This window comes from Shewanella sp. 125m-1, from assembly GCF_052977065.1.
Genome location: NZ_JBRILT010000037.1, coordinates 1 through 13,288 on the forward strand (window position 1 = coordinate 1; position 13,288 = coordinate 13,288).

At 46.4% G+C, this 13,288-nt stretch carries 6 protein-coding genes; 3 read left to right on the plus strand and 3 right to left on the minus strand.

All coding sequences use genetic code 11. From position 1 onward, the window contains the following. Positions 1-1,500: 1,500 nt before the first annotated feature. Together ACVBIK_RS15075 and ACVBIK_RS15080 are read right to left on the minus strand one after the other, a co-directional pair. Positions 1,501-2,949: a cytochrome C biosynthesis protein gene (locus ACVBIK_RS15075; RefSeq protein ID WP_447170023.1), complete on the minus strand. Its 1,449-nt coding sequence runs from the start codon at positions 2,947-2,949 to the stop codon at positions 1,501-1,503. Positions 2,950-3,334: 385 nt separating this feature from the next. Beyond that, complete coding sequence (locus ACVBIK_RS15080) at positions 3,335-3,751, minus strand: hypothetical protein (RefSeq protein WP_447163180.1); 417 nt, start codon at positions 3,749-3,751, stop codon at positions 3,335-3,337. Positions 3,752-4,445: 694 nt separating this feature from the next. Here ACVBIK_RS15080 and ACVBIK_RS15085 point away from each other — a divergent pair. Continuing rightward, complete coding sequence (locus ACVBIK_RS15085; protein WP_447170024.1) at positions 4,446-5,621, plus strand: glycerol-3-phosphate dehydrogenase/oxidase; 1,176 nt, start codon at positions 4,446-4,448, stop codon at positions 5,619-5,621. Between the two features lie 209 nt (positions 5,622-5,830). After that, positions 5,831-7,009 carry a chromate efflux transporter gene (gene chrA / locus ACVBIK_RS15090; RefSeq protein WP_447170025.1) on the plus strand — a complete coding sequence of 393 codons (1,179 nt, stop codon included), beginning with the start codon at positions 5,831-5,833 and terminating at the stop codon, positions 7,007-7,009. A gap of 123 nt (positions 7,010-7,132) precedes the next feature. On the opposite strand, the gene fdhF is transcribed toward chrA, so the two are convergent. Beyond that, positions 7,133-11,452: a formate dehydrogenase subunit alpha gene (gene fdhF, locus ACVBIK_RS15095; RefSeq protein WP_447170026.1), complete on the minus strand. Its 4,320-nt coding sequence runs from the start codon at positions 11,450-11,452 to the stop codon at positions 7,133-7,135. Positions 11,453-12,185: 733 nt separating this feature from the next. Here fdhF and prfB point away from each other — a divergent pair. Beyond that, positions 12,186-13,284 (plus strand): peptide chain release factor 2 gene (gene prfB, locus ACVBIK_RS15100; RefSeq protein WP_447162185.1). Its coding sequence is split into 2 segments (ribosomal slippage): positions 12,186-12,260 and positions 12,262-13,284, totalling 1,098 coding nucleotides; the frame shifts between segments, so codons are not numbered across the junction. The last annotated feature ends 4 nt before the right edge of the window (positions 13,285-13,288 follow it).

Genomic DNA, 13,288 nt, shown 5'->3' on the forward strand with positions numbered 1-13,288 from the left:
AGATAAGAAAGTGTTGCAAATGATAATGTTATTTATGATCTTTGATATAAATAGACTCACTTAAGCGGAGAAGAGCCGAAATAGTAACTGCCATATGTAGCTCGATTAATTAAGAATGTTATTTGGTTATCGGCGCGCACTTTAAAGACTTAAGGTCAGTCGTGTTACAGAGTGTATCGGTTTTAAAGCTAAGACGGAAAAGAAGGTTCTAGGAAAACAGCTTCTAGGTCCTAGGAAAAGCAAAGCGGGTACAAGCTAAGACGGGAAGAGTCGGACGGCCAGCGGCCTAGGGAACGTGACAGCGTCACTTACGGAGCGCTGCGCTCACGGTAAAAGCGGTAAAGCTAAGAAAGAGTAAAGATGATAAAAGCAAAGAAGAGCAGCCAGAAAACATATTCTCTTTTGTAGGTTGGGCTTTAGCCCATCAATCTTGGTTTTATACTAGATTTGTCGGCATAAATACCGACCTACGGAAAGAGGGGCTAGGTTTGAGGAAAAGCAGGCCCTAGGTCCTAGGAAAAGCAAAGACGGTTCAAGCTAAGACGGGAAGAGCCGGACGGCCAGCGGCCTAGGGAACGTGACAGCGTCACTTACGGAGCGCTGCGCTCACGGTAAAAGCGGTAAAGCTAAGAAAGAGTAAAGATGATAAAAGCAAAGAAGAGCAGCCAGAAAACATATTCTCTTTTGTAGGTTGGGCTTTAGCCCATCAATCTTGGTTTTATACTAGATTTGTCGGCATAAATACCGACCTACGGAAAAGAAGGGGCCAAATTTCGTTGTTCGCTACAGGAAAAGCAAAAGCGATAAATGTGGCTCACCACGGCGAATATGGTGAAGCCATGTGCTAATAAGCGAGAGCTAGGGATAGCGAACTGGCGGTTAAACACGGATGTTGTTGGAACACGGAGGACACGAACAAAGGCAACGGCTTAAGCTTTTTAAGATCTTCACCTGCGTACTCCTCGTGAAAGCGCTGCGCTTCGTGGTGAGTTCAGTGCTTTAAAAAAAATGATGTTAACGCTAAATTTATACGTTAGGTAAACACACTTTGGGGGCATTTTCAATTTAGAAATCGAACCACCATGGCTAAATGAGAGCACCAATTATCCGGTGTAGATGCGGCCGTGACTGTCCATGACATGGACGTCATGGTCGAGCTTCCAAGGATGGACTTGCAGCGTGTCACGGCAGTATCTGCACATCCCTCGCTGGAGGCGATTGATAGCCATGAAGCTACAAGTTCAAGCACGCTACCAATTAGCAACGATACAAAAAATATAATGATCCGTCATTCGAAGGTAAACACGTTTTGGGGCAAAAGCAATTCACCACGAAGGACACGGAGATCACGGAGAAGAGCCACAGCCGAGGCCTGTTAAGCTCTTCATCTTTACCTCCGTGTTCTCCGTGAAAGCGCAGCGCTTCGTGGTGAGATTCATGCTTTTTGAAGAGCTATGTCTGTCCTAGATTTTCACAAGCTTAACTCTTCAGTTAAGAAAACTATGATTTTGCAATCCGTGATTTCTCAATCCCCTTGCGAATAAGGGTAATGATAAAGGTCAGCACGATAGAGCTTAAGATAAGGCCAATCGCTAAGGCCACATTTTGCAGCGCCGTTGGGTCGATAGCTAGCATACCACCTAGGCCCATCATCATAATGCCCGACATGAGCTTAAGGGTTTGGCCTTCTTTTTCGGTGAGCTTGCGTTTACCTAGTGACACACTAAAGGCAATAACAATCGCCGCGAGTGGGATGACATACACCACGTTGTACATCACCAGGTACATGTAACGCTCAAATGTGTCTAGGTCATGCATCGACAATACGCTGGTGTAGATCATCGGGAAGCCAGCTGTGCAGAGTAACTCATACGCGTTGGCTAAAATCGATAACACCACGGTACCGGCTATCATGGCGGTCATGCTGCTGGCGCTGGTGAGTTTACCCATACGTTTAATCAACCCAGTGCGGTTCTCTGCAGACATGGATAAAGTGACTTCGCCTTTAGTAAAGAAGTAGTCTTTGATGTTTACCGCGCCTGCGACGAGCGCCAACATACCCGCCCCGAGAATAATCCAGCCGCCGTCGCTACCAGCGCCAAGTAGTTGGAAGATATTCAGCCATGCGCTCATAAAGATGAAGTAGATAAAGCCTGAGAAGAATACGAAGATGCCACCGACAATTAACATGCGAGTGCGGCTCTTGGCGTTAACCATAATTGAAAGTAGAAATAACAATACAAAGAAAGCGCAAGGATTAAAGGCATCGACGCCAGCCAGTACCACTGTTAATAGCGGTAGCGACATCTGCTCAGGGTGGACAACACCAACGAGTGGCAACTCAACGGGTTGCACATCAGAAGAGGCTATTTCACTGGTACTATCTAAACCTAAATCACAGGTGCCTTCGCTGTCACTGCTTTCTTTACAGGTTTCAAATAGGCCCGCAGAGACGGGAGCAGCACTAGTGTATTGGCCCTCGATTTCAGGGGCTAACTGACCACCAAGTGATACATAATATGACTTTAAGCGTTGCACTAAAAACTCACCAGTAACAGCTTGGCTACTGTAGCCTACCACCGCTTTTTCACCGCTAGCAAAGAAAGGCACTGAACGCGCTTCTGTACCTGTTTGTTTGGCTATTTGCTGCCAAATCTTCATGGTACCGGAAGCAGTGATCATATGATCTTCCACCTCGATCCAGGGGTAACGCTCTGGCAGACTGTCGATAAATGGATGCGCTTCGGCGCAGTGTGGGCAGGTTTTAGACCAGAAGAAATACAGTTTTACCTTTAACTCCCCTTGGGAATTAGTGTAATGCCACATATTGGCTTCATTAATGGCAGTGTCATTAATGGAATTACCATTAACTGGGCTGTCAGCTGCAAAGCTTGGCATAGAAAGGCTTGAGAGAAATATGGCGATGAATAATAGAGCTGATTTGACCATGCGAACTCCAAAAGGCAAATTAGGCATGAATTGAGACTTAGGTTACCGATACTTTACTGTAATAGTTAGCATTTGCTAAATTAATGTGTGGTTTTTGCTACTGGAATCTCGAATAAATTACTTTTGGGAACTATGACTAGTTTTAGGTAATAGAATTAAACTTTTAGCAATAATTGTAATGGCTTGATTAAGCCGTTGTTTAACTAGTCATAACGAGCCACTCGTTATACATAGGTTTGATCGCTAAAAGCTTTATAAACAGTTTGATAGGTGTTGTGCATAGCTAGATTGCCGTTTTGGGGCACCTATGATCAATGTTGGCATTTTGTTAATAAAGACGCTGCAGGCTGACTAATGTTTGAGCGTTTTTTATAGTCGTTATCGGTTATTCATCTTTACTGGCAATTTGAATCTGCAGTTGCTCGGTTTCTGCAGCGCACCATACCACTGACACATTGCGGTTCTCGTCGGTACTTGCGGTTAATATTCGAGTGATCACGGGGGCGGGGTAAGCCGCATTATCAAGGTAGGTTTTTACTCTTTCAATACGCCTTTGTGCTAACCACTTATTATACTTGCGCGCTTCTTCAGTGGTTTGAGTTTGATTGACTTTAAATTCGAGCAGCAAATAACCGCTATTGGCTTGGGTGTTTTTACTTAACTTATCGAGTTGCGATGCGTAATGTCCTGCAAAATAAGAGCTATTCTTTGCATAAGGAATATCGACTATATGGGTTTGGTTATCACATTGTGCGGCCACGCTTCCTGCGAACAATAAACCAACTACGGCTATAGACTTCATTTTGTACATCCTTGATAACATGAAAACTTTTTAAAAACTAACAGCGTAAAAACAGCTGGATCGTTCAAATTCGAGAGCAATTTATGCTATTAGTATCTGAAAAGCAATCATCTTTAGATCAATTATTCTAATGATGCTTTGGCGGATATTAGAGCCAAACCCACAACCTAGTTTCACGACCTAATATGCTATTAACCAGGCTCATAAAATTGATGCCGCAATGTCGCCTAGGATGATGTGAGTTAGGTTACAGCTAACAAAATACTGAGCGTGCATCAAGAGAGGGGCATTTTTACGGCTCAATTTAAGGTTCGAATTTTATCAATAACATAAGTATGTTATATGCTAGGTGTTTTGTTTATTGCCCTAGACTCTAGCGCGAGTTAGAGCCTGAACTAGAGCCTTAAATCGGGGGACAAAGTAGGGTTACTCTTATGATGACTCTGATTATGACAAAAGACAGCGTTGAAACACCATTGAGCCCAAACAAACAGATCTGTTTCTCGCTCCACAGCCTCTATTAGCCAAGGTTATTGTGCAATGCCGTATATGCGTATTTAGTGGCGGTAATTATGGACTTTACTCAGTCTTTATAAATCAGTCTTTATAAATCTGTCGTAATAGTGGCTGAAACACTGATTGAAAAGCCGTTAAAGCAGTAGCAAAAATAACAGATGCACTTTAAGGAGCACAAATGGCGACAGTTGATCTTATCATTATTGGCGGTGGCATTAACGGTGCTGGTATTGCTCAGTGCGCGGCTGCGGCCGGTTATAGTGTGCTATTACTTGAACGAGACACTATTGCTGCGCAAACATCAGCCAACTCTAGCAAGCTTATTCACGGTGGCCTACGATATCTTGAGTCCGGACAACTGCCGTTAGTGAGAAAGTCACTGGCCGAGCGTAAAGCTTTGCTACAGCTTGCTCCCTCTTTAGTGAATCCAATCCCATTTTATATTCCCGTATATGACACCAGTCGTCGCAGTTCATGGGCGATCAGGGCGGGACTGAGTTTGTATGCCATGCTTAGCGATTTCGATGCGCTAGGGCAGTTTAAATCGATACCCTCAGTGCATTGGTCGAAAATCAAAGGGCTCAAACTCAACGGGCTTAAGGCTGTTTATCAATATTGGGATGCGCAAACAGACGACAAACTTCTGACCCAGGCGGTCGTAAAAAATGCCCGTTCTTTAGGTGCCCATGTTATTGAGCATGCAAAATGTACTCATATCGAGCATTTGCAAAGTCATTGTATCGTGCGTTACCAAGCCGACGGTGCTGAGCAAGAGGTAGAAGCGTTGGCGGTGGTGAACGCGGCGGGTCCCTGGGTGAACCATGTGTTAGATAATGTGGTCCCGCCCATTGCAGCAGAGCCCATCGAATGGGTGCAGGGCAGTCATTTACTGCTCGATATTCCGGCTAATGACGGCATTCTTTACCTTGAGTCTTGCTTTGACAAACGGGTGATTTTTGTGATGCCATGGAATGGTAAGACCTTGATTGGCACCACTGAAGTCGTGCTTGATAAGTTAAACGGCAAACCCCAAATAACCGCCGAAGAGGAGGCGTATTTACTGGGTATTTATCAACACTACTTTGCCCAGTTTGGTGATGTAGAGGCATTGAAAACGCGGGTGATTGACAGCTTTTGTGGAATTAGAGTGCTACCAAAACAGGCTGGCAATTCATTTGACCGCCCAAGAGATACCCTGCAAAAAAGTCAGCTAAGCCACCCTAAGTTATTAAGCCTCTATGGAGGCAAGCTGACAACTTATAGGACGACGGCAACAGAAGTGCTCGAATGGGTGGAAGACTCTATCGGTAAGCGCCAGCCATTAGCCGATTTTGAGCGACTAATGTTGGATTAGCTAAGCAGGTAAAGCAAAGCACTAAAAGATTTATATTGTTTTTAGCTTATCGCCTCTGCAAGCTTGGTTTAACTTGTGACAGATTACTGTCGTTTTTTAGGTTTCATTATTTTGTAACGTTAGTGTCATATGCTGTATCTGTTATTCTAAGCAGCTTATTTAAAGCACTTATTTTAAAGGCGTCTTGGCGCACATATTGATGGATGGTTATGTTTCAAATTTTTCTTCGTTTTTTTTCGTTAGGCCTCGTGTCATTTGGCGGGCCAGCAGCGCACATCGGTTACTTTAGGCAGACTTTTGTACAGGAGCTGAAATGGCTCGATGACAAACACTATGGCAGCTTGGTGGCGTTAAGCCAGTTTATGCCTGGACCTGGCTCGAGCCAGGTGGGTTTTGCGATTGGTTACCATCGCGGCGGGCTGTTAGGGGCTATTTCCGCCTTTCTAGGCTTCACCCTTCCTTCGTTTATTCTATTATTTTTACTCGCAGTAACCAGTAGCCAGTGGCTGGATTATTCATTTACTCAAGGAATAATCCACGGGCTTAAACTACTGGCTGTGGTCGTGGTTGCTGATGCCATTTGGATTATGTTTAAGCAGTTTTGTCAGCGTAAGCAAGCCAAGCTATTAATGGTCTTAAGTTGCGTGATTATCTTGCTGCAGCCTTCGATGCTTGTACAGTTTGGCTTGCTCATCGTAGCCGCTATGGTGGGTCGCTATTACTTATCTGCTGAGGATGATGAACCTAAGGCAACGGCGCAGCAACCGATAAAACTCAACTTCTTTTGGTTAAGTATCTTCAGCGGCTTATTGATTGCTTCCTTGGTGGTCATAGGGTTATCTAAGCATGCTGGGATATCGAATTTAACTGAGTTGTTTAGCCAGTTCTATCAAGTGGGTAGCATGGTTTTTGGCGGTGGGCATGTGGTGCTGCCTTTACTGCAATCGAGTGTTGGCGATGCGATGAGTAACGATCAGTTCTTAACGGGGTATGCGTTAGCTCAAGCTGTGCCGGGGCCTATGTTTGCCTTAGCCGCATTTTTAGGTGCAGAGATCTGGGTGCAACAGCCGTTAATGGGGGCCTTGGTTGCGACACTCGCTATTTTCCTGCCGGGATTCTTACTTATGCTGGTGGCACTTAAAAGCTGGCATGCTCTCAGCGCGCGGCCGCAAGTGGTAGGCGCGGTTGCGGGAGTGAATGCTTGTGTGATCGGTTTCTTGTTGGCGGCGCTTTATAATCCTATATTTATCAGTGCTGTGCTATCTCCGCTTGATATGGCCTTGGTGGTGTTAGGTTTTGGTCTGTTTAAAATCTTTAAGCCAAATATATTTATCCTAGTGACAGGTTTTGGTGTTGCAGGGGCGGTAGTGGGCGCGTTTATGAGTTAGCAGCTAGCTAAACTAAAACCAACAAAAAGGCCGTAAGCGCATGCGCTTACGGCCTTTTTTGATCTACTTTGACGCTAGTTACGCTAGTTACGCTAGTTACGCTAGTTACGCTAGTTACGCTAGTTACGCTAGTTCAGCTGTCATTTCGGCTACTTCTTCTGCTACCTTTTCAGCTTTTACCGCACACACCTTGAACTCTGGGATTTTAGCCACTGGGTCGAGGGCGTTGTTAGTCAGCTTGTTGGCGGCAGATTCTGCAAAGTGGAACGGCAGGAACAAGACCCCAGCCTGAGCACGTTTAGTGACAAATGCCTTAATTTCAATCTCTCCGCGCCTTGTGCTGAGTTTGAGCATATCACCGTTATTCACGCCGAGCTTGTCAGCATCAAATACCGAAATCATCACCCTAGCGCTACCGAGTTGATTGAGTCCCTCGGTTTTGCGAGTCATGGTGCCAGTGTGGAATTGCTCCAATAAGCGTCCAGTTGATAAGACCAATGGATACTCTTTACACGGCATTTCGGCGGGAAGACGGTAGTGCACAGCGCGCATCTTACCTTTGCCATGAGTAAACTCTCTGGTATGCAAAATAGGCGTGCCAGGGTGACCTTCAGCTGGGCAGGGCCACTGCAGACCCTGGAGGCCATTGCTCGTTAGGCTGTCGATAACTTTCCAGGTAATGCCGCGATATTGTGGCGTGACGTCGGTGATCTCATGCCAAATCTGCTTTTCATTTTGGTAGCCCCAATCTTCACCCATCTTGGTGGCAATAAGTTGGATTATTTGCCAATCATTCTTGGCAAGACCCGGTGGCGTAACAGCGGGGAGTAACTGCTGCACTCGGCGCTCGGTATTGGTGAAATGCCCTAGCTTTTCGGCAAACGCGGCCGCAGGCAAGACCACATCGGCTAGCTCGGCGGTTTCTGTTAAGAAGATATCTTGCACCACTACAAACTCTGCAGCAGCTAGGCCTTGCAATACGTGCTTTTGGTCAGGATCGCTCAGCACTGGGTTTTCGCCCATGACATATAGCCCTTTAAGCTCGCCGTGAGATAACGCGTGCATCATCTCTGTGGCGGAGAAACCGATATCTGCGCAAAGATCCTGCTTGCCCCAAGCTTCGCGAAAGCGCATTTGGACCAGTGGGTCGTCAAGTTTCTGATAGCCGCTAAAGTAATTTGGCAGGGCGCCCATATCGCAGGCGCCTTGCACGTTACTCTGGCCGCGCAGAGGGTTAATTCCCGCTCCTTTTACGCCAATATTGCCACACAGTAACTGCAGGTTAGATATCGCGGTGACGTTATCGTGACCAGAAGTATGTTGAGTGATCCCCATGGCATAGTAGACTGCTGTTTTTTCTGCAGTACCGATAAGGTGAGCCATTTCGATAATATCTTTAGCGCTCACGCCGGTAATTAACTCTGCATTCTTAGGGCTGTAATCGGTGCTCATCACTTCATCATAGAGCTGACTAAAACCTTCGACTCTAGCTTGAATGTAATCAAGATCATGCCAATCATTTTTGATGATCTGCTGCATAATGGCATTCAGTAGCATGACATCTGAGCCCGGTCTGTGTGCCACATAAAGCTGGGCTTTATCGGCGATAGAGACGCGCTTAGGATCGGCAACGATTAAACGAGCACCATGTTCGCTTACTGCTTGCTTGATGCGAGAGGCGATAATCGGGTGAGCGCTTTCGGTATCTGAGCCAAGAATAAAGATAAGGTCGCTGTCTTTAATGCTTGGAATGTCGTTTGTCATCGCACCGCTGCCTAAGCTTTCGCGCAGTGCGGTAACCGTTGAGGCGTGACATAAGCGAGCGCAGTGGTCGATATTGTTATTACCAATAACGCTGCGGAAGAACTTTTGGAAAACGTAGTTATCTTCGTTAGTGGCTTTAGCTGAAGACAAACCCGCTAGCGCTTTATCACCATAGGTTTGTTTGATCTCGCCAAAGCGCTGCGCCACAACCGAGATGGCTTCTTCCCAACTCGCAGGCACTAATTGACCATTTTTGCGGATAAGCGGCGTGGTTAGGCGTTTGTCGCTGCCAACAAAGTCAAAACCAAAGCGACCTTTAACGCATAGCATGCCTTCATTTACAGGCGATGATGTATCACCACTGATATGGCGGATTTGGTTTTTCTGTTCATCCACATGCAGGTTAACTCGGCAACCAATGCCGCAATAGGTACAGATGGTAGAGACGCACTTAAGCGGTGCTTTTTGCGCTTGAGTTAGGCCCTGAGTCTTATCACGAGCATCAACTAATGCACCTGTTGGGCACACCTGTACACAGTTGCCACATTGCACGCAGTCGCTGTCGTTCATGCTAACGCTAAAGCCCACACGCGGGGCTTTGCGCTCGTCACTTTCACTTGAGCTGGCACATGAGATTGGCAGGGCGTGGTAATGATCTTTGGCAAAAGATATCGCGTTGTGGCCACTGGCACCTTTACAGGTTTCAACACAGGCACCACAGCTAATGCAGCGGTTAGCATCAAAGGTAATAAATGGCGCGCTGGTATCAATGCTAAAATGTTGCGCCTGGCTAAGATCAAGCTCGCTGGCTTTAACCTTATACTCGGTCGCATAATCTCGTAGCTTACAGTCGGTGTTTGCCTGACAGGCACATTCTAAGCAGCGCGCGGCTTCCTTCATCGCTTCATCGGCGGCAAAGCCAAGTTCAACCTCACTAAAATTCAGGGCGCGCTGTAGCTTATCAAGCTCAGGCATTAGGCTGCGAGATTGCACACTTGCAGCAGGATAAAGCGCATCTGCCTTAAGGGATTTTAGTGCGCGAGTCTTAGCGGCCTTAGTTGAGTTAAATGGCTGTTTTACTAGCTCACAAGTCAAACCCTGGTTAAGGAGTTTCTCAATGGCATCGGCAGCTTTTCGACCATCAGCCACAGCAGCAACCGCGGTGGCTGGACCTGTACGAGAGTCACCAATCACAAACAGTTTATCGAGCCCAGCAGATTGCCCTGCCGACATGGTGTGCTCGCAACCCTCGAAGGTATTCCAGCGAGTAAGAGCGACTTCACCAGTGGCAAGTTGGCTTTGTGGATCTTCAAGAAACGCCATATCAGGGGTTTGCGAAACCGCAGGGATCACGGTATCGAACGCTTCAGTGAAGGTCTCCCCCGTTGGGGTTGGGCTGCGACGACCAGAGCTGTCTGGTTCTCCAAGCGCCATCACTTCAAAGGTCACTTGTGCCACGCGGCCATTATCATCGCAGTGGTTTTCAATCGGATTGGTTAAGAAGTGGAACTTGATCCCTTCTTGCTCAGCTTCATGGATCTCATAGTCTTCTGCTGGCATTTCGTCACGAGTACGACGATAAATTAGCGTGACATCGGCGCCATCACGTTTGGCTGTGCGGGCACAATCTATGGCGGTATTTCCACCACCAATCACTGCGACTTTTTTACCTGTGATGTATTGTTTGTCGGTGCAGTAATCTTTTAAATAATCTACGCCTAAATAACAGCCGTCTAGCTCGATACCGGGGTAGTTCATTGGCACGGCTTTTTGCGCGCCGATGGCTAAACAAACCGCATCAAAATCATCAATTAAACCGTTAAGGTGAATGTCACGACCAAGGCGTGTATCGGTTTTAATCTTGAGACCATTTTTACACAGCAGGTCAATTTCTTTATCGAGAATAGCCTTAGGCAGACGATACTCTGGAATGCCATATCTTAACCAGCCGCCAGCTTGCGGCATTGACTCGAAAATAGTGACATTGTGACCATTATTCGACAGGTAATACCCTGCTGAAATGCCCGCTGGGCCACTACCGATAATAGCAACTTTTTTATTGGTATCAGCAAGTCTTGGCGGCACATATGGCGCATCGCCTTCTAGATCTAAATCGGCGGCGTGACGTTTTAATTGGCGGATAGCAACAGGCTCATCGACCAAGCCACGGCGGCATTCAGATTCACAAAAAGCGGGGCAGACACGGCCAATAGAGAGTGGCAAAGGTAAGGTCTGCTTAATGACTTTAACGGCTTCAGTGTGATCGCCTTGAGCGATATGGTACAGGTAAGACTGTACGTCAACGCCCGCGGGGCAAGCCGTTTGGCAAGGCGCCTCACAGTCGGCAAAGTGATCAGACAAGATCACTTGCAGCGCCGCTTTTCGCTGTTTACTCAGCGCTGCTGATTGGGTGATCACTTGAATGTTTTGCGCAGCAATATCGCTAACAAGGGTTTCGCAGGCGCGCACATGGGTAATGCAGTTATCGTCTGTATGCAGCTCTACATGGCACAGATTACAGTGCTGCTTGATATCGTGTACTAAAGAGCTTTTTACTAAATAACGGGCATTGCTCTTACACAGATTGGGGATGGCAATATCGGCATTAAGCGCGACATCTAACAGAGTGTCTTGTTGTTTGGCAACTAAGGTCTTGCCATCAATTATTATTTGTTTCATCGCATTGGCCTTTATTTATAGGGTCGCAGCTTGATTGAATACGCTTCATTAGGCTTTGAGAACCTAGGCGCAACATCAGCATTCACAGAGAACGGACTTGGCGAAATAGTTATAACTTGGAGTATACCTGTGGCCTTTTTTTACGCAGAAAATGCAGCTTGGATTTCAGTGGAAACTGCGGGGTATTTCACACTTGCAGCTTAAAATGTGCACCTTGGTTTTACTGGTGTACGGTAGTGCTGCGTCAGTTGGCGTTTTGTGGTCATTGGGCCTGGTTTATCGGTGGTTTGTCGGTGATTACAGTGCGGTTTGGTTATCGAGTCAGCGATTTTGTTCAATGTAAACCCCACCCAAGGCGCCGAAAAACCTTCAGTGAAAGCGTTGAAGGCCGCAGTGGCGCTAGATAATACTGCCGATATAACGTTAGCGGGAGGGCGGGGCGATAAAGGTCACGGAAGCGCAATAGATACCGTTGAGCAATGACACGAAATGGCGTTAAATGAAAACAATTGAGATTAGCGCAGTAGTAATATTTGGTTAAATATTAGTTTTTAGCACTTGAGTTAGCTTTGTTGAATAAAATTGCTGTTTTGTGCGCTTTTGCCGCTATGTTTCATGCAAAGCATGAGTTAAAATAGCGGGTTTTCTATCTGTGAATAATTGAGCCGATAATCGATGGCGTTGTGTCGTCATTGTTTCCTAGCCAAAAACTCATTTAAAAGTTGATTAAATCATGTTTGAAGTAAATCCAGTTAAATTCAAAATCAAGGAGCTCGCTGACCGTACCGACCTTCTTCGGGGGTATCTTTGACTACGATGCCAAAAGTGAGCGTCTAGAAGAAGTGAGCCGAGAGCTTGAAAGCTCTGAAGTTTGGAACGATCCAGATAACGCCCAAGCCTTAGGCAAAGAGCGTGCAGCCCTTGAAGCGGTAGTGAAAACTATCGATGATATGGACAGTGGCCTAGAAGATATCGAGGGTTTACTCGAACTTGCCGTTGAAGAAGATGATGAAGAAACCTTCAATGATGCCGCTGCTGAATTACAAGATCTTGAGAAGCGCTTAGAGGAACTTGAGTTCCGTCGCATGTTCTCGGGTCCACATGATGCATCAGATTGTTATTTAGATATTCAATCAGGTTCTGGCGGTACAGAGGCTCAAGATTGGGCAAACATGGTACTGCGTATGTTTTTACGTTGGGGTGATGCCCATGATTACAAACCTGAATTGATTGAAGTGACCGGTGGTGATGTTGCCGGCATTAAAGGCGCAACCATCAAGTTTACTGGCGAATATGCCTTTGGCTCACTGCGTACGGAAACCGGTGTACACCGTTTAGTCCGTAAGTCGCCATTTGACTCATCAGGTAAGCGTCACACCTCTTTCTGTTCGGTATTCGTTTACCCAGAGATTGATGACTCGATTGAGATTGATATCAATCCATCGGACTTAAGAATTGACACCTACCGTGCATCAGGCGCGGGTGGTCAGCACGTTAACAAAACTGAGTCAGCGATCCGTATTACGCATCTGCCGACCAACACTGTGGTGCAATGTCAGAACGACCGTTCGCAGCATAAAAACCGTGATGCAGCGATGAAACAGCTAAAAGCAAAACTGTATGAGCTAGAAATGCTTAAGCAGAATGCTGATAAGCAAGCCGCCGAAGATGCCAAGTCAGATATTGGCTGGGGCAGCCAGATCCGTTCATACGTGCTCGATGATGCACGTATTAAAGATCTACGTACCGGCGTTGAAAACCGAAATACCCAGAGCGTTTTAGATGGCGATCTGGACAAGTTTATTGAAGCTAGCCTGAAATCTGGCCTTTAACGAG